General features: G+C 40.5%; 22 protein-coding genes. 5 read left to right on the top strand and 17 right to left on the bottom strand.

Going from position 1 to position 24651, the window contains the following annotated elements:
• The first annotated feature begins 89 nt into the window (after positions 1-89).
• Complete coding sequence (locus MOJ78_RS06830) at positions 90-1091, top strand: DUF3231 family protein (RefSeq protein WP_304980445.1); 1002 nt, start codon at positions 90-92, stop codon at positions 1089-1091.
• A 15-nt stretch (positions 1092-1106) separates the two neighbouring features.
• Positions 1107-1562, top strand: coding sequence for a hypothetical protein (locus tag MOJ78_RS06825; protein ID WP_304980444.1), 456 nt, complete (start codon positions 1107-1109; stop codon positions 1560-1562).
• 220 nt (positions 1563-1782) lie between these two features.
• On the opposite strand, the gene argF is transcribed toward MOJ78_RS06825, so the two are convergent.
• The 5 genes from argF to MOJ78_RS06800 all read right to left on the bottom strand — a co-directional run bounded on the left by argF (position 1783) and on the right by MOJ78_RS06800 (position 7660).
• Positions 1783-2763 carry an ornithine carbamoyltransferase gene (argF, locus tag MOJ78_RS06820; RefSeq protein ID WP_304980443.1) on the bottom strand — a complete coding sequence of 327 codons (981 nt, stop codon included), beginning with the start codon at positions 2761-2763 and terminating at the stop codon, positions 1783-1785.
• A 347-nt stretch (positions 2764-3110) separates the two neighbouring features.
• Entirely contained in the window at positions 3111-4580 is a 1470-nt protein-coding gene (locus MOJ78_RS06815; protein WP_304980442.1) for a sodium:solute symporter family protein, read from the bottom strand.
• A complete protein-coding gene (locus MOJ78_RS06810; RefSeq protein WP_304980441.1) occupies positions 4581-4802 on the bottom strand; it encodes a DUF3311 domain-containing protein in 222 nt (73 codons plus the stop codon).
• Complete coding sequence (locus MOJ78_RS06805; protein ID WP_304980440.1) at positions 4795-6411, bottom strand: amidohydrolase; 1617 nt, start codon at positions 6409-6411, stop codon at positions 4795-4797. The genes MOJ78_RS06810 and MOJ78_RS06805 overlap by 8 nt, the downstream gene beginning before the upstream one ends.
• Positions 6386-7660, bottom strand: a complete 1275-nt coding sequence (locus MOJ78_RS06800) for a M20 family metallo-hydrolase (protein ID WP_304980439.1) — start codon at positions 7658-7660, stop codon at positions 6386-6388. Before MOJ78_RS06800 ends, MOJ78_RS06805 begins: the two co-directional genes overlap by 26 nt.
• Before the next feature lie 249 nt (positions 7661-7909).
• Here MOJ78_RS06800 and MOJ78_RS06795 point away from each other — a divergent pair, with 249 nt between their 5' ends.
• Entirely contained in the window at positions 7910-8647 is a 738-nt protein-coding gene (locus MOJ78_RS06795; protein WP_304980438.1) for a nucleotidyltransferase domain-containing protein, read from the top strand.
• Positions 8648-8726: 79 nt separating this feature from the next.
• Positions 8727-9008, top strand: a complete 282-nt coding sequence (locus MOJ78_RS06790; protein ID WP_304980437.1) for a hypothetical protein — start codon at positions 8727-8729, stop codon at positions 9006-9008.
• A gap of 311 nt (positions 9009-9319) precedes the next feature.
• Here MOJ78_RS06790 and MOJ78_RS06785 read toward each other — a convergent pair whose 3' ends face one another.
• The 4 genes from MOJ78_RS06785 to MOJ78_RS06770 all read right to left on the bottom strand — a co-directional run bounded on the left by MOJ78_RS06785 (position 9320) and on the right by MOJ78_RS06770 (position 12202).
• On the bottom strand, positions 9320-9919 hold the full coding sequence (locus MOJ78_RS06785; RefSeq protein WP_304980436.1) for a TetR/AcrR family transcriptional regulator: 600 nt from the start codon (positions 9917-9919) through the stop codon (positions 9320-9322).
• A gap of 18 nt (positions 9920-9937) precedes the next feature.
• Entirely contained in the window at positions 9938-10618 is a 681-nt protein-coding gene (locus MOJ78_RS06780; RefSeq protein WP_304980435.1) for an ABC transporter ATP-binding protein, read from the bottom strand.
• A 26-nt stretch (positions 10619-10644) separates the two neighbouring features.
• Positions 10645-11757 carry an ABC transporter permease gene (locus tag MOJ78_RS06775; protein WP_304980434.1) on the bottom strand — a complete coding sequence of 371 codons (1113 nt, stop codon included), beginning with the start codon at positions 11755-11757 and terminating at the stop codon, positions 10645-10647.
• 238 nt (positions 11758-11995) lie between these two features.
• Positions 11996-12202 (bottom strand): hypothetical protein, encoded by a 207-nt coding sequence (locus MOJ78_RS06770; protein ID WP_304980433.1) that lies wholly within the window; start codon positions 12200-12202, stop codon positions 11996-11998.
• Between the two features lie 555 nt (positions 12203-12757).
• Between MOJ78_RS06770 and MOJ78_RS06765 the strand changes: the two genes are divergently transcribed.
• Positions 12758-13189: a GNAT family N-acetyltransferase gene (locus tag MOJ78_RS06765; RefSeq protein WP_304980432.1), complete on the top strand. Its 432-nt coding sequence runs from the start codon at positions 12758-12760 to the stop codon at positions 13187-13189.
• A 480-nt stretch (positions 13190-13669) separates the two neighbouring features.
• Here the strand turns inward: MOJ78_RS06765 and MOJ78_RS06760 are convergent, their stop codons facing one another.
• From MOJ78_RS06760 to MOJ78_RS06725, 8 genes are all read right to left on the bottom strand, one after another.
• A complete protein-coding gene (locus MOJ78_RS06760) occupies positions 13670-16141 on the bottom strand; it encodes a S8 family serine peptidase (RefSeq protein ID WP_304980431.1) in 2472 nt (823 codons plus the stop codon).
• 262 nt (positions 16142-16403) lie between these two features.
• Entirely contained in the window at positions 16404-17693 is a 1290-nt protein-coding gene (locus tag MOJ78_RS06755; RefSeq protein ID WP_304980430.1) for an LVIVD repeat-containing protein, read from the bottom strand.
• Positions 17694-18183: 490 nt separating this feature from the next.
• The gene (locus MOJ78_RS06750) at positions 18184-18792 is read right to left on the bottom strand and encodes a hypothetical protein (RefSeq protein WP_304980429.1); all 609 of its coding nucleotides are present in this window, start codon (positions 18790-18792) and stop codon (positions 18184-18186) included.
• A gap of 5 nt (positions 18793-18797) precedes the next feature.
• Entirely contained in the window at positions 18798-19415 is a 618-nt protein-coding gene (locus MOJ78_RS06745) for an aspartate/tyrosine/aromatic aminotransferase (protein WP_304980428.1), read from the bottom strand.
• Between the two features lie 21 nt (positions 19416-19436).
• Positions 19437-20201 (bottom strand): ABC transporter ATP-binding protein, encoded by a 765-nt coding sequence (locus MOJ78_RS06740; RefSeq protein WP_304980427.1) that lies wholly within the window; start codon positions 20199-20201, stop codon positions 19437-19439.
• A 4-nt stretch (positions 20202-20205) separates the two neighbouring features.
• Positions 20206-21876, bottom strand: a complete 1671-nt coding sequence (locus MOJ78_RS06735; RefSeq protein ID WP_304980426.1) for a dipeptide/oligopeptide/nickel ABC transporter permease/ATP-binding protein — start codon at positions 21874-21876, stop codon at positions 20206-20208.
• The gene (locus MOJ78_RS06730; protein WP_304980425.1) at positions 21869-22915 is read right to left on the bottom strand and encodes an ABC transporter permease; all 1047 of its coding nucleotides are present in this window, start codon (positions 22913-22915) and stop codon (positions 21869-21871) included. Before MOJ78_RS06730 ends, MOJ78_RS06735 begins: the two co-directional genes overlap by 8 nt.
• On the bottom strand, positions 22866-24497 hold the full coding sequence (locus MOJ78_RS06725; RefSeq protein ID WP_304980424.1) for an ABC transporter substrate-binding protein: 1632 nt from the start codon (positions 24495-24497) through the stop codon (positions 22866-22868). The genes MOJ78_RS06730 and MOJ78_RS06725 overlap by 50 nt, the downstream gene beginning before the upstream one ends.
• Positions 24498-24651: the final 154 nt, after the last annotated feature.

Here is a 24651-nt window from a genome sequence, read left to right as displayed (position 1 = left end):
TGTGCGTTTATTTTAGGAAATCTTCATATTTTCGTTCGTTATGGGAAACATACTCGTATTGTAGAAAAAATGAAAAGGAGGAGACGAAAATGGAGTACAACACCCGTTTAACATCAGCAGAGCTTTCCCAATTATGGGCGGCTTACATGTCAGACAGCGCAAATGCGTGTATGTTGAAAGCGTTTGTAAATCATGTGGAAGATGCTGAAATCGGTACGATTTTGGAGCATGCTTTAGATTTGGCTAAAGCCCATATTGGCAAAATAACCGACATTTTCAATACTGAAAATTATCCGATTCCTGTCGGATTCAGTGAACAACAGGACGTCGACCCAGATGCAGCTCGCCTATTCTCTGATTCTTATATGCTTTATTATGTTTCACAGTTATCGATCATGAGCCTTACTGTCTATGCTTCGAGTGTATCTACAGTTACCCGTTCAGATGTTTTTTCCTATTTTTCGGAGTGCCTATCTGAAACAAATGAACTGTTAAGAAACGCGAATGAAAGTTTACTTTCAAAGGGTCTTTATGTACGTCCTCCATATTTGCCAACACCAAAAACGGTTGATTTTGTCCAAAGCCAAATGTTTCTGCAAGGGTTTTTCGGTGACCGAAGGCCCTTAACGGGCATGGAAATTACGAATCTTTTTTCTAATTATCTTCGCAATGTTTTAGGTGTTGCTACATTAACCGGCTATAGTCAAGTATGTCAGTCCAAGGAAGTCGGAAAGTTCATGGTAAGAGGCAAGGAAATTGCAGCCAAGCACTGTCAAGTTTTTCACTCGCTTCTTAGTGAAGATGACCTCCCTTCCCCAATGTCTTGGGATGCAGAAGTAACAGACTCAACGACTTTCATTTTTTCAGACAAGTTGATGATGTTTATAACCTCCTTATTAATTACAGCTGGCTTCGGGTATTATGGATCAAGTATAGCGTCAAGTGCGAGGCGTGACCTAGGAGTTCAATATCACCGACTTATGGCTGAGGTTGAACAATACTCAGAGGATTGTGCGAACCTTCTAATTAAAAATGGGTGGATGGAAGAACCTCCTAGGGCAGCCGATCGTGATAAATTGGCGAATACATAAAAGAAGGGTTACGTCATGAGAGACAATCATCTATTAGGAAAAATGTTTTGGAGTGTTGCGTTACCAGGACTAGGTCAGCTGTTAAATAGGAAATATTTCAAAGGGATTCTACTGCTTTCCCTTGAGTTTTTAATTAATGTTCAAGCTAATTTCAATATGATTATCTTGAAAAGCTTTCAAGGTAAGATTGAAGAAGCCATACATACTGCGGATTATCAATGGCTCATGTTTTATCCTTGTATGTACCTTTATGCGCTATGGGACACCTATTATGATGCTCATAATGGTGATCCGCCAAAGTACTCCTTTTTCCCATTTGTGTTTGCAGCATACTTTATAACAATTGGCGTGATGTACTCACCTGTTTTTAAAATTTCAGGTGTGTTGTTTGGACCAGTCTGGCTCCCGATTTTATTTTGCTTTATTGGAATTGCGATCGGTCAAGTCCTTCAAAAAATCTTTCAAAAGTAGAGAAATTTCACCTCGTTCGATCCATCCAACCAAAAAAACTGGCAAAGTCCGAAACTCATTCAGACTTAGCCATTGGTTCAGAATACTTGTAATTTAAAATTTTGATACCCACAATAATTTAGATATTTATTAACACCTTCGGACCTTTCGATTTTTTAACTCTTCAGACGAACACTTCCAATAATGCAGATAACTTTTTTCCATTTAATGATGAATGCTATCATTTTCCCATCAGAGCTGCCAAAATCGCCTTTTGTGCATGTAATCGATTTTCTGCTTCGTCAAAAACAACTGAGTGTGGACCATCAATGATCTCCGCTGTCACTTCTTCTCCACGATGAGCCGGTAAGCAATGTAAAAAGATAAAGTCCTTTTTCGCTTTCCGACAAAGTTTATTGTTAATTTGATACGGCTTAAATAGTTCAATCCGTTTTTCCAATTCGGACTCCTGCCCCATACTGGCCCATACATCGGTAACGACAATATCAGCATCTTCAATCGCTTTTTCAGGAGAATTGGTGATGAGAACTGAACTCCCGTTTTTCTTTGCGGTCACTTTTGCATGATCTCGGATCAGTTGATTAGGTTCATACCCAAACGGACTTGCAACATTAATATTCATTCCCACTTTTGTTGCTCCTTCTAATAAAGAATGGGCCACATTATTGTTCCCATCACCGATATAGCACATATTCAGCCCTGTTAATACGCCTTTATGTTCTAGAATTGTCAGCAAATCAGCTAATACTTGGGTCGGATGGTGTAAATCAGTCAGACCATTAATGACAGGAATGGTGGCATTTTCGGCAAACTCTTTAATCGTATCATGTTGATGCGTCCTGACCATGACCCCATCTAAGTAGCGTGACAAAACCTTTGCCGTGTCAGCAATACTTTCACCTCTGCCTAACTGGATGTCTTTGGAACTCAGAAAGATGGCCTGGCCGCCAAGCTGAAGCATTCCAACTTCAAAAGAGACCCGAGTTCTTGTTGAAGACTTTTCGAAAATCATTCCTAGTACCTGCCCGCTCAGCTCTTGATGAACGACTCCTCGTTTTCTTTCCTTTTTAAGCTTTAAGGCCTGATCGAGAAGATACATGATTTCATTAGACTGAAACTCAGCAAGAGTCAAAAAGTCTTTCCCTTTTAAATTTAACTTTACTGAATCCACTGATCCCTTTTCTCGAATTGCATTTAACATAAGCGTCCCCACTTCCTCTCCAAGTTTAACTTATTGGATAATTATACATATATAAACATATTCATTCAATAAGTTTTAAAAATATTTTAACAGATTTTATCTATAAGAGATAGTTATTTATTTGAAAACAATGAATCAACAGGATAAGCTTGTCCTCATCTAAAAACGCCTAATTGGATAAATATGTACTTTATTGCATTCCGAAACATTCATTTGGTTTATCATCGCCACATTGTTTGTTGAAGGCTCAAAGCAAATAGTAAAGACGTTGGAGCAATGCCCCAACGCCTTTAATCCAATAATGTTTAGCCAATATCCATTTTTTTGTTGGCAGTAATCTGCATTTTCTATGATCCGATCTTTGTATAATCCTCTGCAACCGCTGCGTTTTTCGATTGGCTCATTGCACTCACTACAATGACGATCACTACATTGCACAACAAGCCTAAAATACCAGCATGAATTCCTAAAGGAGTAGACTCTGCCACAAGCTGATAATAATAGTTGACTAACGTACCGACGATCAACCCTGTAATCACAGCTGGTGCCGTTACTCGTTTTGAGAATAATGCCCCGTAAACCCCTGGAGCAAACTGGACAATCGATCCATAGGCTCCGAGCAATAATGTAATGAGCCCCTGCCCGCCAAAAATGGTGATGAAATAAGCGAATGCCCCGATGACGAAGATCCCGATCCGCATTAGTAAAAGGGTTGTCTTTTCAGATAGATCAGTCTTGATATTCTTAATGACCCCGTCGGTGAACTCGAGAGACGCACTGTGGGTAATTGCATCTGCAGAAGACATAGCCGCTGCCAACGCCCCTGCTCCAACAAGTCCATAAACCCAACTAGGAAGACTCAATACCGTCGTTATCAAAACAGGAAGGATTTCATCTGGTGAGCCGAGTTCTGATGGATTAATCACATTAACTGCTGCAAATCCGACCAAAAGTAGCGGAATCAGAAACAAAGCGAATACTGGATAGATGATGACAGTCTTTTTTATCGTACGTGCATTCGACGCATACGATTTTGAAAACAAGTGAGGCCACATTAAGAATCCTATCAGTGAGACGAGAATGGTTGTCGTATAAGCCATCGGAGACATCGTTGAGCCCGCGTTCCCGATTTCCAGAAATCCCGGGTTCGTTTCAGTTAAGTTCGTGAACATACCTGAAACACTGTTATGAAGCTGATTAACGATAGCCAACCCGACGACCCAGGAGATGATGATCATCAAGAGTCCCTGGAAAACGTCTGACCATGCAGCAGCCCGCAATCCACCCGTGGCTACATAGACAACGACAATCCCATAAGCTAAGAGGGCTCCGAGCCAAAACGGAATTCGCCCTTCCGTCATTATGTTAAAAACATAAGCCATTCCTTTCATCTGGGTTGCGAGGTATTGGATGGAAGCGAACAGTGTAATCAACCCTATTAAAATGGGAAGCAACCTACCTCCGTAACGCTTTTTCATGAAACCAGAGACTGTATAGATACTAAATTTCCGTCCGATTTTACCGATCTTTGGCCCGATGATATACCACGGAAGGATGGCAAAGGCCGTATACGTTAAGATATAAAGGGCGGGTGCACCTTTTGAATAAGCCCAGCCCGGTGCTCCCAGGAATGAAAATGCACTGAATATGGCTCCACCCATCAGGAACCACATGACGACTAATCCAAGTTTCCTACCAGCGACCGCAAATTCATCTAACGATCCTTTATCCCGGCCCTTACCCGCCATCACACCGATAACGAGTGCGATCACAAGGTAACCGATCATTATGAACATCGCTACTTGCCAGCCTGCCATCTAGTTTGCCTCCTCTTCATCTTTATCAGGATCAATTCGATATAAAAACAACACGATTACAAAGGCAATAACGATCCAAAGAATGACCCAAAAGAAAGAAAAAGGCAGACCCATCACGAGCGGAGTGTCACGATTCCCTATTGAAAACAATGGAAAAAGTAAGAGAAGCAACGGAACTAGTAAAGAAAAACAATAAATGGCCGTAAATTTTCGTTTACTCATTTAACACCCTCCTAGTTAATTTTGAGACTTCTATAGTTCCATCTAAGATGGTCATCTCTACTTGTAAATCCTTTAGTCGTTCAGGCTCACATTTTAAAATCGAATCGTTCAACACGACGAAATCGGCGAGTTTACCTTCCTCAATGCTACCCTTTATATCTTCCTCAAAACTCACATAAGCGCCGTACCAGGTGTAAGCCTTGATTGCTGCTTGGACAGAGACATTCTGTGTATCCCCGACGCGTTCGCCTGATTTGCTTAAACGGTTGACAGCTGCATGAATTCCCAGAAGAGGATCGACTGTTGTCATCGGGCTATCTGAACCGAATGCAAATGGAATATCATTGTCGGTAAAACTTTTTAGAGGAAACATCGTGTGGGTTCTATCTCCATAGTCATTGATATAACCGTCCCCGAATTCATAGAGGAAGGCAGGGTTCGGAATTGGGATAATGTCAGATTGCCTGATTTTCTGTACAAGATCTGGAGGTGTCATTCCTGAGTGTTCGATACGGTGTCGGTGGTCTTTTCTCGGGTGTTGTTCAAGGGCATTTTCGATAGCTTGTATCATCATTTCGACGGCCTTATCACCAATAGCATGGGCCGTAATTTGCCATCCCTTTTCGTGGGCTTTTCCTAAACATTGATTCAACTCTTCTTGATTGAGATATAAAATACCCGAATCATCTGGATTGCTCGTGTACGGTTCTCTCGTTTTCGCGGTTGGCCCGCTGCTGCTTCCATCAATAAACACTTTGGCAGGTCCGATTTTAAACCATTCATCACCAAGACCTGTCATCATGCCGCCTTCCAGCCCTTTCTGTACCATGCCGGGAGAGTCGTGAAGGGATCCGTATAGCGTATATACGCGTTGCTTCAATTGCTTTGACTCTACTGCTTTTTGGAGACAGCGAATATGATCAGGACCATACCCTCCTGCTTCATGTACGCTTGTTATTCCCTTTTCCAGAAAATCTTGAGAGGCTAGTTCCAGCCCATTCAAGATCTCTTCCTCAGAATAGTTGGCAAAAAGGAACATTTGCATATGGGCAGCTTCTAAAAGTAAACCCGCCAGCTCCCCATTTTCTCTCACATATTTTCCGCCGACTGGGTCCTTTATGTCGTTGTTGATTCCAGCAAGCTCGAGTGCCTTAGAATTTACACATGAGATATGGCCGCACGTACGAACAACGATTATCGGATGCTCTGTAGAAACCTCATCAAGGTCCCATCGTGTAAGGTGTCTGCCCTCGGCTAAGTAGTTTTGATTATAGCCCCAACCCCGTACCCATTGACCTGTAGGTGTCGTTTGGGCGGCTTCAGTTAGTTTTTCTTGAAGCTCTTTAATATCTTTTACATCCTTCCCATTCACACCTAGCTTGTTCGTCCCGTAAATTTCAAGGTGAGCGTGTGAATCAACAAAGCCAGGTAACAGACTTCTGCCTTCTAGGTCGATAATTTCCGTATTACGGTCGGCGAGGGCCAACACTACATCATCTGCTCCGACAGATAGGATACGGTTTTCAAATATGGCAACGGCTTCATGAACGGAAAACGCCGAATCTACTGTCACAACTTCTCCATTAATAAACACTTTTGTCGCTTTCAAAAAATCCCTCCTTGTTAGGATATGAAATGCGCAAGGCTGTTTGGTACATTAGCTGGACCCCTTTTTCAATGTCATCCATATCAGCAAATTCCAATGGATTATGACTGATCCCTTTTTCACAACGAACAAAAATCATCCCATAATCGCTTATGCAGGACATGAATAGTGCATCATGAAAAGGCCCGCTCATCAGAACCGGTGCTTCCAATTTCAGCTTTTCGCCCTCCTCTTTCATAATTTCTTTGATCCATTCGTCACAGTATCTTGGTTCACTACGTGTGTCTTCTTTTATCTCATGTTCAAAATTATAAGTAGAGGATGTCTCTTCGATAATTTGATAGAGTTGGTTTTCAATGGTTGTACGTCTTTCAAGGTCTATGTCGCGTAAATCCACAGTGAACTCCACTTTTTCGGCAATAATGTTTCTTGAATTCGGAAAAACCTGTAAGCTTCCTACCGTTCCAACGGTAGTTTCAGCTCCTTCCCTTTTTACCAACTCGTCAAACCGGCGAATGATTTCTGAAGCACCTACAACTGCATCCTGTCTTAAGTTCATTGGAACGGATCCAGCATGGCCAGCAAAGCCTTCAAGTGTAACGGTCAACCAGATCGGGCCGGAAATACCGGACACGATTCCAACCGGTTTTCCTTGTGCTTCAAGAACCGGTCCCTGCTCAATATGGAGTTCAAGGAACGCAGCGATGTCTCCCTTTTGGTATGTAGGGCTTTCCGATAAGTCTGGTTCTACGCCAAATTCCTTCAATGCCTCTCTTCGTGTCATTCCGTTCTTATCTTTACGCTCAAGTTCTCCATCTTCCAACATGCCCGTCAATGCCCGTACCCCAAAGACCCCTTTATTGAATCGACATCCTTCTTCATCTGAAAAACAAATCACTTCAATCGTTCGATTCGGGACGATTCCGTTCTCTTTCATCGTATGTATGACCTCGATTGCTCCCAATGCTCCAACCGTCCCATCAAAACGACCACCATAAGGCTGTGAATCAATATGAGAACCAAGGATCAGAATCGGCATTTCCTTTTCCCGGCCCTCTAAACGTCCGATTAAATTTCCAAACGAATCAATTAGTGTCGTCAGCCCTGCTTCTTCCATCCAGCTTTTCACCACCATAACTGCCTGGCGATCTTCCTTCGAATGGGCTAAGCGGCAAACACCCGTCTCAGCAATCTTCCCAATCTTCGCTAACTCCTCAAGATTTCGACTCAATCGATTACGGTTAATTTGCATATCCACACCCTTTAATTGAAAGTCATATGTTTGAACACAATTTTCCACCTTACTTCATAATACGCACAAGAATACTGAATATTCTTTCTATTTGTCCTACCCAAATTATACCCGATCATTTCTTCAATTGCTATTAAGTTGTTTGTGTAAAATGTGCATCTCGAGGGCATCATTTACCCCGAATCGTTTGCAGGGATTACCATTCTGAGCTAGAATACAATTATTTTAATCTTATAAAAGGAGAACGCAATGACTAATCCAAAACGACCTGAACCATTAGAAGCAGCTGAATTATTTGTGCAAAAGAAGTTTCCTAATTGTCAGAGAGCCCTACTTGCTGGCAGCGCCGCGAGAAATGAACTTACCGAGACATCTGATCTCGATATTGTTATTTTCGATAACGGCATACCTTCGTCTTACCGCGAGTCACTCATTGAGTTCGATTGGCCTATTGAAGTTTTCGCACACAACCTTACATCCTATAAAACAATTTTTAGAAGTGACTTTAAGCGAGCGCGGCCATCCATGCAGAGAATGGTTTCAGAAGGTTTAACCTTAAAAGACGACGGAAGGATGAATGAAATCAAGGCTGAGGCTAAGAGAATTCTAGATGACGGACCAGAAAAGTGGTCAAAGGATACGATAATGACGAAACGCTACTTCATCACGGACGCTGTAGATGATTTAATTGGCGCTACGAACAGGGCTGAAGAACTGTTCATCGTTAATACTTTAGCCGACCTGCTCCACGAATTCATTTTAAGAACGAATGGTTGTTGGCTAGGCTCCTCGAAATGGGTCATCCGAGAGCTCACAAAATTCAATAGTGAACTCGCAACCTGCTATTTTCAAGCACTCGACACGTACTATAAAACGAGTGATAAAACGAAACTGATCGATTTTACAGATGATGTGTTAGCGCCATTCGGCGGTCGATTGTTTGATGGTTTTACAATTGGGCGTAATAATGAGAGAAGACAACAATGATCAACATATAGGCTCAACAGACAACTTGTAAAAGCATAAACTGAGGATGGAATCTACTTCATATGAAGGAGCGGTTTTCATGTACAGTAATCCTCATCACTCGAATCAAAACCCGAACTGGCAGCAAAATCCATATCACCATCAACAGCAATCTCATGATCCACAAGCTCAGCAGTTAAAGCATCATACGTTAATGACGGTAAAACCTTTCGTTGACTACGGTCTACAGGAGGCCAAATTTACGTCCCATGCACATGCCATGTTGGAGGTAGCAGCGATTAGCTATTTAATTGGAAGAGGCTATACTCCAAGAATGGCTCATCAAATCGTAGAATCGTGGGAAACGAACGAAGTGTTTTAAAAAAAAATCGAAAACAATAGCACCCAAAAAGTACAAAGCGGGTTCGGTTGAGAGGGAGAAAAACAGCAATTCGCATAGCTTTTGGAGGTGCGAGTTAGCACGCTAATTCGCATCTCCTCTTTTTGTTGTTATACCAACGTTTATTGGCAATTTCACATGTTTTTACATACGAATTCGCACCCTATTTAGGGGTGTTAAAAGTAATGTTAAAGATAAAAATAAGGGCCATCCAATTACACACCTCCAAATTCAAAGATGATAATGCCGACTATTTCTCTCATCATATCCAACATCATGATCAGTCGATTTTATTATGTTTTAAAGATTCTCAAAATAAGTTCCACATCAGGTGTTGGCATTATTTCACTACCTTGAAGCTGTTGCATCGCTATCCCTTGAATTACTGCAAAATATAAAGCAGCTAATTTACCTGGATCTTTTTGTACAATTTCCCCTGATTTTTGACCAGCTTTGATAATCGGTAAAATTCCTTCTAGTGCATTAGGTGATTTATCATTAATGATTGATTTGATTTGTTCAGGTACAGCATCGGAAGTAAAAGCTTGGATCGTAATAAGGTTGTAGTAAGCCCCGTCTTCTGACATTTCCTTCAAGATCCTTTCAGTAATCCATTTTATTTTTCCTAACGGTGATAATTTTTGTTGTGAGGCATAATCTACAATCATTTTTGAACCTACTAAAGCCCTTTCAACGAGCGTTGAAAAAATTTCATCTTTCGAACTAAAATAATGATAAACCAAACCATGACTCAAACCAGCTTCTGATTTGATATCACTTATTTTGGTAGCAGCAAGCCCACGTTTCGCAAAAACTTTAAGGGCAGACTGCAAAATCTGTTCTCTACGTTGGTCTCTTAATTGTTGATTTTGTTCTTCGTTCCTTGGAGACATAATAAACCCTTTCTATTATTATTCTATTGGTTGGTAATCATTTAACTGTCCATCCCGGATATAGACAACACGGCTTGCTCTTTCGGAAAGCTCGGGATCATGAGTGACCATTAGAATAGTGTGTCCGTCAGCATTCAGTTGTTCAAGAAGATCTATAATGATTTTCCCGTTTTCACTATCAAGGTTTCCAGTCGGTTCATCTGCCAAAATAAGATCCGGATGATTTGCTAATGCTCTTGCAATGGCGACTCTTTGTCTTTGTCCGCCCGAAAGCTTCGAAGGCATGAATTCCAATCGGTCTAATAAATTGACTTTTCCCAGAAGTTGTTTTGCTTTCTCATTCGCTTCTTTTCGACTAATTCCTGCAAGCCTCATCGGTAGAGCCACATTTTCTAGTACAGATAAGGAAGGGATCAGATTAAACGTCTGAAAAATAAAGCCAATACGTCTTAATCGTATGTCAGTCTTTTGTTTTGGATTCAGTTTACTATAGTTCTTCCCTTTAAAGATGATTTCACCCTCGGTTGATGAATCCATGGCTCCAATAAGGTGAAGCAAGCTTGATTTTCCACTTCCCGACGGACCCATTAAGGCAACGAATTCCCCTTCTTTTACATTCAAATCAACGCCTCGAACAGCATGAACAGCAGTGTCTCCATGACCGTAAGTTTTCCATAAGTTATTAACATTTATAATCACGATGATACTCCTCCCCGATCTTTGTATTATTCATATCTCAAACTTTCCAGGGGATTGACCCTTTGCGCAGTCCATGCAGGCCAAAGAGCTGCCAACAGTCCAACCAGAACGCTTACAGAAATCGTCTCCAGCCATCTTTCCGGATCCATTATCCATGTATCAAACATGAAATGGTTAATGATTGCAGAAACAGGCAGTGCAAGAATACCGCCTGACAAACAGTAAGTAAGACTTTCGGCCAAGATAGTACAAATAGTGACCCTTCTGGACGCACCAATAGCTTTTAAGGTACCAATTTCTTTTTTTCTCTCAAAAATAGACATGACCATCACAATGGTAACAACGACAATAGCGATGAAAATCGTGGTGTAATTGGTCATCGCGAAAAAAGCGCGCATCTTTTCCAGTATTTTTTGAGCATTATCCGCCAGGTCTTCAGAAATGGATCCCGTCAGCTCAGGGTAATTTGCATTGATTTGTTCTGCCAAGCTTTTCACTTCATCGGGCTTAGCAGCTTTCAACATCATCGCACTGACCAAATTGGGTCGATTGAATAAATTTTGTGCGGTTTCCAGGGGGAGTAGAATCGAACCGTCAATGAGGCTGTTCGATTCAGCCAATATCCCAGATACCATAAATGTTTTTCCCCTTAATGTGATGCTGTCGCCAATGCCTGCTCCGAAGTGTTCAGATGCATTTACCCCGATCATTACATCCGTTCCTCCGGTAAGTTGTTGTTCTCCATCTACTTCAATATCACCGATAATGGCCGACTCTTTTCCAGGCTCGATTCCAACAGCCATTACATCAGGAGGCAATCCGGGACCGAGGGGAGGGACAATAGCTTGAAACAATATGGCACTGCTCTGAGATGGGTCGATATCATACTCCTTTTGCACTTGGTGGGCAATTTCCTCCTCGAACACTGTGTTTACAGGAGGAAAGTTAATACCTTCAGCCTTGTTTTTAACAACGACACTTCCAGCCATCATAGAAACTTGTTCTTGAATATCATTATCGAAAGCATCCATAATTCCAGACATAATGACATAAAGCTGAATGGCTGTCATTATGCCGAGAATAGTTAAAATAGAGCGCGTCTTTTTAAAAATTACATTTCTATAGGCTAATTTCCACATTTCAATCCCCCTTTTTTGATTGACTATTCAATCAATAAAAATGTTATCTTAGTTTGAATATATTGTCAATATGATCATTACTTCAACCCTTCTCATATATGAGTATTCAGATTATTGTATAGATGTATTAAATAACTTTTTGTTTCACTTGAACTAAGGGGTTTTAACCGATCCCACAACAACATGTAACGAAAAAAACACCGCTAGATAGGCGGTGTTTTTTCGTTAAAACGATAGTTTAATTGTGTACCTTTGACAGATAATCAACTAATTGATCGAAGGTTACTTCAAACCCTTTTTGTACCATTTCTTGTGATTCTTCGAAGGTCTTGGCTTCTTCCTCAGTAGGGGAAGCCGGAACACCAATCATTATAAGTGTTGGTTTGCCACCATGCTCGATAAACGTCAGTGTATGCTGAATTTCTAAGTATTTTCTCCCTCTCAACCAAACCTGTTAATAGTACGACAGCAGGGTGCTGATCTTTTTTGAAGTTTATGCTTACAATTACTATTATCTTCTCTTCTAAACTTAGCAAAAATACTCATCCCTTCCTAGTAAAAGCGCACTTTTTCACTTTTAATCTAGTACTTGTCCAAGCTATTTAAACTAGCTTTCGTATAATATAGTGAGAAAAGAGGATATCCATTCTCTATGCTCTTTTCCAATTTTCCGTTAAGGGGGTTATACGTTGAGTTTCAATCAATTATTGAATGAGCTATTTAGTAGTCATAAGAAGAAAAAGAAAAAGGTTAAGAAAAGAAGAATTGCTAGAGACTTAATGTAGAAGAACTAGATATATTAATAATGCTACAGTGGGTAAGAACTATATTCATATTTTATAAAATCAGCTGTGTTGGTTAGTGTAGTACCACTACATTAACCTTTTTTCTCTTATATTACTAATTTTAAAAAATCAACTAATCCTCCGATATTACGAAAAGCGTAAACCGAATCGAAATATGTTTTCCTCAAAAAATTTTGTAAAAAGGAGAATGAGAATTGTATATACGAAGCTGGATCCGTAGTAAAGATGAACATACATTAATTGATATTGCTACACAAAACTTTGATGTACGAACCGAAACGATCCAGGGAATACTGGAACAAGCTAATGAGGTGCTTGTCATTTGTAAAGAGAATGGGATGATAGCTGGATTCCTTAGTTACCGTTTCAGAATTAATGATATGGTCCTTGTTGACTATGTAGTTCTAGATAACCATTATCAAGGTAAAGGAATCGCGCGTCACTTTCTGCCATCCTTTGAAGGTTATCTATTGAAAAAAGGAATTCAAAAGGTCTATGGTACAGTTGACAGGGATAACCGCGAAGCAATAGCAGCATTTAAAAGCATGGGATTCGAAAACATCGGCCGATTTGCATCAAATCTGATTATTGAAAAGAATCTGAGCCGGTCAAAGTCAATAACGTAAGAAGATCATAGTTCCTTTATCAATAAAAAAACATGGACCTAGGAACTCTACACATAGGAAAAGGTGGCATGAACCACCTTTTTTTGATTTTATAAACGATAAAATGAGAACAGATATAATACATATCATATTATTGTATTTCTTTAAATAAACTGACGTCTGTCCCTACTCATTCAGTTGGTTCTTTTTCAATAATGCGTTTTTGGGAGGATTGCAAATCTCGCATTCACACTGAAAGAATGCCTCGTGTGGCGGACATATGGGACACTCCTGCAAAAATTCATGTATGAGATAATTGTTGTGATAGGGATCCGGACAACTTTTCATCAACTAGCACCTCCTGATTCAAGATATATTATTGTATGAGTTTGCTAGATTTACTGTATGTGCGGATGAAGTACGGATTGACCGGGTTAACAAATTAATTAGAAAGGGCTGCCGATTATTTTCATCGACAGCCCTTTAGGTGGATAACGTTTTTTATGGCATCAAGTAGTTTGCGTAATAGCGTGAGATTGCGACCGCATAATCGCCTCTTGTGACCGTTTGATCTGGGTTGAACTCTGCTGTAATCGTCGGTTCAGTATCATAAGGTCCTTGTGTTACATCGAAATACGCATTCAAGATGTTCAGATCAAGTGCTAGCTGAACGTAACCTTTCAATTCTGAAGGTACTTCACCAGCGTCTTGTACAGCAATTCGCTCATCTTTATACTGAACGGTAAGTGGTTCGTCATTAAACTGTTTCGCTTCTTCTTCCAATCCTAAGCTTTGAACGAGGGAATAAGCAAGTTCAGCTCGATCTACTGCTTGATTTGGAGAAAATTTACCGTCAGCTGTTGGAAGCATGACACCACTGTATTGCTGAAACGTATCCTTTAATGGTGAACCTATTGCAGAAACAGCTTCCACAAATGGCGCATCCTCTGCTTTTACATCGGTATATTGTATTCCAGTTGGGAGGTTTTGACGTACCCCTGCTCCCATCGTTAAATACTTCGCAAGCTCAACTCTAGTCAGTGCTTGATCCGGCTTATAGTTCCCGCTGTCATAGCTGTCAACCAGACGCTCACTTACGCCCGATTTAATAGCTGACTCTGCAGGATGTCCGCTAATATCGTTCAAGCCTGAAAACCCACTCGCTTTTTTAAATGCAAGCTCCCCTTGAACGGTTTCTGGTGCTGCAGTGCCTTCAAGCCCTCTTAGTTCCAGTGCCCACGTTCCTGGCATTGGATTCGTTACTTGAACGGTTCGGTCTGTGTATAGTGGAAAAAGAACATAAATTCCAGAGGTGTATTCGGTTCCATCCGGTGCTGTTAACACAAGGTTTAACGTGTTGCCTGTTTCCCCAAGAACGCCCTTTGCATTCGCGCGTGCAACAACTTCATTCAACCCTTCCTCAACTTGAAACTCAAACTTATTGGATTCAGCCGTTGCAGGATTGTATTCCACTTCAAATGGTGTTCGCTGTACATCGACCTCACTTTTTGCATTGAAGTCTTTGTTTAAATTAAGTGGTTCACCGTAGTTTTTATCGTTCAAGATATAGTCGACAGCAGCATATGCATTGGCATAGCCTGCACCGACTTCCCAAGGCTCATATCCTGGCATGTTCGTTGCAGTTTTCTGGATGATTTCCTTTACTTCAAGCGGTGTAAGAGTTGGGTCCGCATCAAGCATCAGGGCAACGATTCCAGCTGCGTGTGGCGCTGCCATCGACGTTCCGCTCATGTGTGTATAGTATGGTAAATGCGCAGGAGCAAGGGTTTCTGCATCTTTATCGGCACTTAGAGCAGTTAGTGGTGCAACGGTCTTCGTAGAAATGATATCTACACCCGGCGTCGTAATCGTCGGACGGTCTTCCCACGTAAACGTTTCCCCGTCGACCGTTACCGTTCCGCCTTTCCCTTTTACACCACGAGATGAAAACTCAGCAAGATTTCCTTGACTGTCTCCTGCAGCCACTGTAATGACCCATGGCGCTTTTTTATAGTTTCCAGAGATGGTCGATTCTCCTGGCCCAGAGTTACCAGCCGAGAACACTGTGACGATATTCCGATCGTAAAGTTCTTTCGTTGCGATATTAATCGGATCTTCAGGGTCGAAAGCCGTTCCTGAATCGCTCGTCGTACCCCAAGAATTCGTTACAACTCGAATGTTGTATTGAGCCTGATGAGTCAATGCATAATCGAAGCCACCAAGCGTATCAAGGATTGCGATTCCTGCTCCGGAACCATAACCAACAATCCCGGCACCAGGTGCGACACCCTCGTATTTCCCGTTCGATTGAGCACCGTTACCACCAACGATTCCAGCGACATGCGTACCATGACCAGAGTTGCTGTCGGTGTTCGGGACATCCTCAACATAGGTTACCGGAAGGATGTCACTTAATGCATGAAGGTTTGTAGCCCCACTCACATTTTGAACAAGATGGTCACCGAACTTTATATCGTTATGGGTACCATCCACTCCACTGTCATTGACCAAAACTGAAACGCCGTTCCCGCTAACTGGGAGTCCTTCATTCATTTTCGTCAGTTCAGAACTATCTCGAAGTTTGTCCACTCCAGTAAGGGCAGTACCTTTTTCATTCTCATATTCTAGCTTTTCGTTAAAGTATAAGGAACGGACTTCTGGATTTTCGCTAAGCGTCTTAATTTGATTTGGAGTCGCTAGCACACCAGCCATCGGAAGTTCATTGAATGTCAGTCCAACAGCAATTCCAGCATCTTGTAAAAGGTTGATATGTTCGTTCGTCGGACCGTTTTCTGTCTGAAACGTAACAATCACTTCTAGCGGATCTGTCGTATTTTGCATCGCTTCCACTAGGCGCTCGTCAATGATCGCAGTTCCGTTTGTTTCGGCATTCGCTGGCGAAACTGATGAGAAAGCGGTAAACCAAGTTGAAAACACTAACATAACACTTAATAATAAGGCAAGTTTCTTCATCTTCATCCTCCTGTTGATAATATTTCGAATACTTTAATTATTCCAGAAAGAAGATATACTTGACCATTCGCCAAAAGATATAAAAAAGTAAAGGCAAGAGTAGTAGTATTACGACTAAAGAAGTAATAGACACCCAAGTTTACTAGTAAGAAAAATCTAGTTAACGAAAAAGGAGCACCAACCCAAATAGGATCGGTACTCTTAAAATACTAGACCAAAGAGACAAAGCTCCAAATATCTTTTGAAACAAACATTGAAAGTTTTAGTTGCTATTTAAGTAATCAGACTTTGTATAGCCGTCGATACTAAATATATATAAGCCGCCTTTATCTGGTTGATCGGATCCTGCTGGCGCAAAGCTGTTCGCAAAAATATATCCGTTGTAAGGATAGGCCGACCAGAAGTTCGCTCCTTCTGGATCATAATAAGCGACTTCCTTAGGGTTGTATGGATCAGAAAAATCAACAACCCGAACCCCTTCCTCGTACCAAGAACCAGCTACCCAATTACGATCAGGGAAAGAACCGTAAAAATGTGAAGTACAAAAATCCGCGTTCACATCGGTAGTAGGTGGGGACCAGTAACTCATATATTCAGGATTCTTCGGATCGGAAATGTCATAAAACCATAACGCACCAGTCGGTGCTCCTTCCACGGTACATGCAGCTGGTCCTCCCGCGGCCCCAGCGAATTCATCATCAATGATCAATACATCCCCATCGGTATTGTCATTATCTGCACCATGGTGAATATTGATTGCAGGGTTACGAATGATCGAAACAATGACTGGATTCCACGGATCAGAAATGTCCCAAATATGAGTTTCATCGATTCCACCACAGAATGCAAGGTTTTTCTCCATATCGATCCCTATATCATGACAACCCGGTGAAATAGGCAGCATTCCACTTTCATTATGCATATCATCATGCAAAGCAGTGTTGTCAACATCTGGAAACTCCAGAAACTTCACTTTAGGATTTTTCGGATCACGGATATCTACGATCGATACACCATCTACTGCAATACTGTCCACAAGGTTATAAGAAGACACATAAACGAAACCTGTATCTCCGACAACTGATAAATTATGGGATCCGTGAATCGTTTCAGCGAAGCCCACAGATTCAGGTTGATTCCGATTCGTTATGTCGATAATTCGAATGCCTTCTTTTCCTTCTCCTGGAGAGCATCCTTTGTTATCACTCCCGCTATCATGAGATTGGACTACATAGTTACCCCAAATCCCCACATCAGAATGCCACGCCTGACAAGGTAGCTTCGAAATCAGTTTGGGTTTTACAGGATTAGAAATGTTATAAAGATAAACGCCGCTATACTCATCGGCATTTTCATCCCATGCTCCTGATCCTGCTACCATCAAGTTCCCTTGGAAAGCCAGGTCCGTCCCATATTCAAACTGAGCTCTTCCTTCTAGCTGCATGTTTTCACTGTGCGAGTCCTCGTTATGTTCCGCATAGCCTGTCCCCGAAACAAATAATAAGGAAAGGACAATCCCTATTAGGGAAACGATTTGAATGAAATTCTTCATGCTTACCTCCTTAATTTGTTATAGAACTATTGTCTCTTAATTTTTTCTGAATTTTCAATAATACATTTGTAGTAAAATCAGACTTATTTTAAGAGATTTAAAATCACGATGTTTTAAGATCTGATTACGGGAAAAGAGATCAGTAAAGATGATCCAAGGAATATCACTATTTTCATCCCTGGAAAATTTTTAAAATAGTTCGGGTGATATTCAACAGCTGTCAGGAGGAAGAATCCCTTTCCTCGAGCAAGTGATAGACCAACGAGGAAGGGGAGGAATTTATGTGGGGTAATGACCTGAAGGGTTTTCTTTGCTATCGCTATTCATTCGTATAATAAATGGAGGTAACTTGGATTCAGAAACAAAAAATGTTTCACCCCATACAATAAACCAGCTTCCCATTCATTATGAGAGAAAGACCGTTAAAAAATACCAATAAAAACAAACTGTGTCTTGAATGAATCACGCTTCATCTTTCAAGACATCTTACTTAAGAATCTTTGTATTCATCTTGAATCCATTTCAAAAAACCATAAAGAAATTTCTCTGTTTGAGGGATGAAACCTGCTCCAATATGGTAGCTTGGGTCCAGCGTGGTGGCAACCAGCTTACCTTGAAAACTATTATCATCTTCATAAATGATTGCCCCGCCATGATCATTCTTTAAAATAACACGTGCTCCCTCTGGAGGAAAAAATACTCCATGATAATGCCAGCGTGCATCGTCTATGTTTATATAGTTAAATAATTGATGTCTCGGGTCTGGTGCAATAAGGGGAAGCTCTCCACCCTCTTTTATCCACCAATTGAAGTTCGTCTTACAAAACTCCCATCCTGTGTTTGGAAGCCAGGGACGATAAATTTCACCTAAAGAAATCAGCCATTTTCCCTCATTTAAAAAATGAAGAAACTTGTCTTTATGCTCATAAAGATAGTCCTGATTCGTTCGTGCAGGAATAATTAAGAGGTCGTATGTAGTCAAATCTACCTTTGGCAGGTCGAGTAAATAGATGGAATCATCATAAAATGGACGGAATTTTTCATTGCTTAAAAATTCATGGTGGTAACTATGACCCGCATAGAGTATGGCAGTTTTCACATGTATCACCTCCTATTGATATCTTCATACTCATCCTCTAACCATTGAAGTAATTGGGGTCCTATTTTCTGTGCTGTACTCGGTGTCGAACCGGCATAACCGAATAAATCGGCACCAGCTGTAGAAACAATCGTACCCTTTGTTGAATTACGATCAATATACATGATCGTATACCCACGATGATCCTCTAAAACAACCTCTGCTTTTGATGGTGGGTCGATCGTACCTCTATAAAAGAAACCTGCAACCTCTTCTTTAAAATTAAGATCGTATTCATCGACCCCAGCAAAAATGGGATGCTCTCTCTTGTAAGTAACTCTATGTTCTTTTAAATTAAGGTCCGTTCTTCTCCATAATTTATTTCCAGGGAGCCATTTCCGAAAATTTTGCACAAACGAACAGATTATTTTGCCTTGATTCAAAAATCCCTCAATGATTTCCTTTTCTTTGAATAGGTATTCTTCGTCTGATATACGTGGTACGACAAGTGCGATATACGAATCAAGCGAAACATTCGGTAAATCATAAATGGGGATCATATCGACCACATTTTTATATTTCTCCTTTTTGAACTCCATATCTTGGAATATGACACCTGAATATAGTACAGCAATCTTTGCCATAATGACTCCTCCTTTCCTTTTCTATGATTTACGAAATTCAGGATGTGAAATTGGGATAGCTTCTAATAGTTTCCGAGTATATGATTCTTGCGGATGCTTAAATAATTGGCTTGTACTCGCTTCTTCAAGTAATTCCCCTTTATGCATGACACCAACTCGATCTGCAATCGAATGGACGATTTCAAGGTTATGCGAAATAAGCAGGATACTAATTCCAGTTTCTTTATGAAGGTCTCTTAATAAATCGATTACTTCACGCTCAATTAATACATCTAGTGAGGATGTTGCTTCATCAGCCACTAGAAGCCTAGGTTCCAAAGCTAGAGCACGAGCTATTGCTACTCGCTGCTTCTGTCCTCCCGATAATTCAGCAGGAAAACGGTCAATGACATCAGAAGTAAGTCGTACCTTTTCTAACAATATTTTGACCCTTTTAAATCGAACCCTCCGCGGCATGTTATGAAGGTATAGCGGTTCTCCGATCAACTCTTCTACCGTCATTTTCGGGTTTAACGAACTATCAGGGTTTTGAAAGACCATTTGAACCTCTTTTGCATATTTTCTTTTTGGATAAGAAAAAATATCTTTCCCGTTTAAATGTATATTGCCGGATGTCGGTTGTTCAAGTCGCATGATCATGTGAGCCAAAGTGGATTTTCCTGATCCACTCTCTCCCACAAGAGCAAAAACTTCTTCATCTTGGATTGAAAATCGTACATTTTTCACTGCATGTATCTTATGTCCCTTACTATTAAACGTTTTACTTACACTATCTATTTGTAACAAACTTTCACCCCTTGACGGATACCTTGTAAAATTCCGATGTATTCCTGCTTCCAATCAGTTCTTTCGTATAAGGGTGTTCAGGACTGTCAAATACATCCCATACTGATCCATCCTCTACTATTTCTCCATTTTTAATGACTGCCACCGTATCGGCCATTTCTGCCACAACTCCCATATCATGGGTAATAAACAGCATCGATAGGTTAAACTGGTCGACTTTGCTTTTCAGTAACTGCAACACTTTCTTTCTTGTAATCGTATCTAACGAACTTGTTGGTTCATCAGCAATCAACAATTCAGGTTCACAAGCGAGAGCCATAGAAATGACTGCCCTCGTACACATCCCACCGCTCAATTCATGCGGATATTTATTGATAACCGATTGGTCCAAGCCTACATCGTTCAGAAGTCCTTTTGTTCTTGACCTTGCATGTTCTCTCTTCATCCCTAAGCGATAGACCAATACCTCATCGACTTGATCCCCAATTTTCATGACCGGATTCAAAGACTGTTTTGCATCTTGGAAGATCATCGAAATATCCACCCATCGCAGCTTTTTGTACTCATTGGCAGTCATATCCAATACGCTGTTCTTTTTAAATTGAATCGTTCCAGATACTTGTGCAGAAGGTAACATTCTAAGAAGGGACTTTGCAATTGTGGTTTTACCCGAACCTGACTCCCCCACTAAGGCCATTATTTCCCCTTTATGCACGGTCAATGACGCTTTATTAACAGCCGTCTTATGTCCGAATTTGTGCTTTTTTTGATTCGTATTTATCAAGTATTTTATTTCCAAATCCTTTATATTTAGTAAAGTCTCGTTACTTAACAGCTCTGATTTAGAATCTTCTTTAGTGACTTTCTTATTATTGAGTGTTCTGCGGCTTATTTTCTTCGAGTCTTTGCCGTAACCAAGAAAAGCAAAACTTACGATCAAAAGAGTGATACACGCTGTTGGCGGCAGTACCCACCACTGCCATGCAGAGGAAATGAACGTGCTGTCAGATTCAAATGCATAGTGAAGCATCATTCCCCAACTTATTTTCGTCACATCGCCCAATCCAAGAAAAGAGAGGCTTGCTTCTGCAACGATGGCAGACTGGGCTGTATTGATAAATTTAACGACTGCCAAGGAAGAGATACCCGGCAGGATATGCTTATATAAAATATAATTTTGTTTAGCCCCAAAAGTACTTACGGCTTTCACATAATCTCTTTCTCTTAATGACATGACCTCTGATCGAATAATCCTTGCATACCCCGGCCAAGTTAGCAAGCTTAAGACAACAATGACATTCCATAAATTGGTTCCTGTAAAGGCTACGATTATAATAACAATCAACAAATTCGGAATCGCTAAAATTGTGTTGCATAGCCCCATGATATAAGGATCCAACTTACGGTTGAACCCTGATAAAAGACCTAATCCCACACTTAAACTAGTACTTATAAGTCCAACCGTAATGCCGATAAAAAGAGAGGTTCGAGATCCATATATGAGCTGGCTAAGTATATCTTGACCTACATCATTTGTTCCTAAAAGATACTCATCATTTGGGGCAGATAACATTGGACCCTTATAGGCATGAGGATCTCCTGGACTGATTAATGGAGCGATTAACGCGATCACGACAAATATGAGTAAAATACCCAACCCTAAATACCTAAGCATACTCCTTGATATCCTTTCTGCGAATACGTGGATCCAGTTTTGGGTAAAGCAGATCTGTCAATAAATTCATGCATAATATTGCCGTCGTAAACACTAAAAAGAGTCCGTGCAGCAATGGATAATCTCGAGCAATGATTGCCGTGTACAAAAGCTTTCCCATACCCGGATATGAAAATACCGTTTCAACTAATATTACGCCTGTTAATAAAAAGGCTATTCGTATACCAATCAACGTAACAACAGGCAGTAAAGCATTTCTTAGCGCATGATGGAATAGAATTCGCATTCGGGATAGCCCTTTTGCCTCAGCTGCAAAAATATAAGGCTCGCTTAAAACATTTAAAGAAGAGTTACGTATGAGTAAATAAATACTGGATAAATTGGCCAGTGTTAAAGTCGCGATAGGAAGGGCAGCATGGTGGAACCAGTCTTTTAGGTAATGAAAGGTCCCCATTACGCCTGTTCCATAGTCTGTAAAAGGTGTTAAACTTCCACCTAAAGGAAACCACTGAAAATGAATACTAAATGTCAATAACAGAAGAATCGCAATTACAAATTCCGGTACAGCACCGAATGAAAGAAGGGAAGTAAACAAGAAATAATCTCGCTTCTTCCCTCGTAACCATGCAGAGACCACTCCAAGAATCGTACTGATAAGGATCGTTAATAAAACTGAAACACCAACTAGGAAAAGCGTCCATTTTCCATGGGCATAAATCACTTCTGTAACAGGTGATTTAAAATGGATGGACACTCCTAAATCACCATGAATGATTCCTTTTGTAAAATGAATGAACTGTTCATAGATTGGAACATTTAAATCGTAATAAGCTAGTAACCTCTCTTTTTGCTCCTGTGTCATAATCATCATCATTGATTCGTCACCGCCGCCTTGAAGGTAAGCAATGGGTCCCCCCGGCATTAACCGAGGGAGCCAAAAATTAAGCGTTACAATCAGGATAAATAACATAAAATAGAAGAGTACTTTTTTAATCATGTGGTAGGAACGCTGCCTTATTCTCCCAAAGCGGGATCCCATTAGCTATACCACCCCATGTGTTGAACCATCCATTGAATTCAGATGAATCGTATGCCCAATAGAATGGACGATGATAAATAGGTAGTGTAGGAACCTCTTCTGCTAGTACTTCTTGAATTTGGTCGACGACTTCTTTTCTTTTACGGAAATCAGCAATCGTTAATTGTTTTTGGGCAAGATTATGAAACTTCTCATTTTTCAAGACCGAACCTCTTGCAGCGAACTCATTATATTCTGTTCCTGTAAACCATCGACGAAGAAAATCGGGATCTCCACTTACACCAATATGACCTGTAATCGCCATATCATAATTATTTTCTCCCATAGATGTTGTAAATGTTGTCTTATCTACTTTTTGCAAATTCACTTTGATGCCGACGTTCTCTAACATATCTTTCATTAACTGACCATCTCGTGCATTACTTGCTACCATTAAATTCAATGTTAATGGTTCACCGCTTTCCGACTCTAGCATTCCATCATTGTTTTGATCGGTATATCCTAGTTCTTTAAGAATTTCTTTAGCCTTTTCTTGATTATATTTGTACTTCTTCACATCAGGGTTGTACCATGGAGAACCAGGAGGGATAACTCCAGCATTCCCGACAACAATGTTTCCACCCAGCACTTTTTTCGCGATGGTTTCTCGATCAAGAGCATAGGCTATCGCTTGTCGCATTTCTTTTTGTCCTAACAATTCTTGCTCAAGATTAAAGACAATACGAACAATACTTCCATGCGGGTTACTTTCCATCACTTTATAACCAGCTTTTTCAAATGCTTTAATGTCTTTATAATTGATCCTTGCAGCATCAAGGTCTTTATTTTTAAGCGCTAGTACTTGGTTATCCACTGTTACATATGTAATCTCATCGATAACAGGCTTCCCTTTAAAATAGTCAGGGTTTGCTTCAAAAAGATATTGTCCGGATTCCTGATTGTACGTTATAAGCTTATAAGGTCCAGTACCAACTGTAGCTCCTTCTCCACGAAAGGCTACAGGATCATCAACCTCTGACCAGACATGCTCCGGAATAATCGGTATGATCCCCATCACTTCTTCTACAAAAGGTGAATAGGGTTTATTCAGTGTAATGACGATTGTAGACTCATCCTTCACTTTCACCGCATCTACCATGCTGGTATCTCCCCATGCAAATCCATGCTTTGCGATATAATCAAAGGTGAACTTTACATCAGAAGCCGTTAATGCTTCTCCATCATGCCACTCGATACCCTTTCTTAAATGAACCTCATATTTCAACCCATCTTCTGAAATCTTCCAATCTTTTGCTAACCATGGTTGAAGCCCTTCTTCATCTTTCCATGCCAAGGAATCATAAATATAACTGACTCTTAGGTATCCAGCAGGTCCTACTGGACTAAATGCAAATGGAGAAGGAAAGCCACCATCAGATCCCCAACCTAACCTAAGCTTCTTATTTTCGTCACTTTGATTCTCTTCCGAATTGGAATCGTTTTTTGTTTCCTCCCCGGAGCCTGAATCTATACTTGCGTGGGAACTGCACCCAACCAAAATCAAAAATACTAACAGAACGAACATGCTTGCTAACCGTTTCATTTTTCTCCTCCTAATCTAGTTGAAAATAATTATCATTATCATTAACACAAATATCATTATACATAGAATGATAACAATTATCAATTAGATTCAGGAATCTATTTTTATGGGTTTCAAGATTTTATAGTTTCCTTGTAAACAATAAAAAAATCCC

This window comes from Alkalihalobacillus sp. AL-G, from assembly GCF_030643805.1.
GTDB lineage: Bacteria > Bacillota > Bacilli > Bacillales > Fictibacillaceae > Pseudalkalibacillus.
Note: the sequence above shows the minus strand (reverse complement) of the source record. Positions and strands in the feature narration are given on the sequence as shown.

Excerpts from the sequence above, each read along its gene's own strand:
- MOJ78_RS06815 (WP_304980442.1), bottom strand. The coding sequence starts at position 4,580 with ATGGCAGGCTGGCAAGTAGCGATGTTCATAATGATCGGTTACCTTGTG.
- MOJ78_RS06775 (WP_304980434.1), bottom strand. The coding sequence starts at position 11,757 with ATGTGGAAATTAGCCTATAGAAATGTAATTTTTAAAAAGACGCGCTCT.
- MOJ78_RS06830 (WP_304980445.1), top strand. The coding sequence starts at position 90 with ATGGAGTACAACACCCGTTTAACATCAGCAGAGCTTTCCCAATTATGG.
- argF (WP_304980443.1), bottom strand. The coding sequence starts at position 2,763 with ATGTTAAATGCAATTCGAGAAAAGGGATCAGTGGATTCAGTAAAGTTA.
- MOJ78_RS06800 (WP_304980439.1), bottom strand. The coding sequence starts at position 7,660 with ATGCAAATTAACCGTAATCGATTGAGTCGAAATCTTGAGGAGTTAGCG.
- MOJ78_RS06785 (WP_304980436.1), bottom strand. The coding sequence starts at position 9,919 with ATGTCTCCAAGGAACGAAGAACAAAATCAACAATTAAGAGACCAACGT.
- MOJ78_RS06795 (WP_304980438.1), top strand. The coding sequence starts at position 7,910 with ATGACTAATCCAAAACGACCTGAACCATTAGAAGCAGCTGAATTATTT.
- MOJ78_RS06730 (WP_304980425.1), bottom strand. The coding sequence starts at position 22,915 with ATGGGATCCCGCTTTGGGAGAATAAGGCAGCGTTCCTACCACATGATT.
- MOJ78_RS06790 (WP_304980437.1), top strand. The coding sequence starts at position 8,727 with ATGTACAGTAATCCTCATCACTCGAATCAAAACCCGAACTGGCAGCAA.
- MOJ78_RS06725 (WP_304980424.1), bottom strand. The coding sequence starts at position 24,497 with ATGAAACGGTTAGCAAGCATGTTCGTTCTGTTAGTATTTTTGATTTTG.
- MOJ78_RS06745 (WP_304980428.1), bottom strand. The coding sequence starts at position 19,415 with ATGGCAAAGATTGCTGTACTATATTCAGGTGTCATATTCCAAGATATG.
- MOJ78_RS06760 (WP_304980431.1), bottom strand. The coding sequence starts at position 16,141 with ATGAAGAAACTTGCCTTATTATTAAGTGTTATGTTAGTGTTTTCAACT.
- MOJ78_RS06810 (WP_304980441.1), bottom strand. The coding sequence starts at position 4,802 with ATGAGTAAACGAAAATTTACGGCCATTTATTGTTTTTCTTTACTAGTT.
- MOJ78_RS06825 (WP_304980444.1), top strand. The coding sequence starts at position 1,107 with ATGAGAGACAATCATCTATTAGGAAAAATGTTTTGGAGTGTTGCGTTA.
- MOJ78_RS06755 (WP_304980430.1), bottom strand. The coding sequence starts at position 17,693 with ATGAAGAATTTCATTCAAATCGTTTCCCTAATAGGGATTGTCCTTTCC.
- MOJ78_RS06735 (WP_304980426.1), bottom strand. The coding sequence starts at position 21,876 with ATGCTTAGGTATTTAGGGTTGGGTATTTTACTCATATTTGTCGTGATC.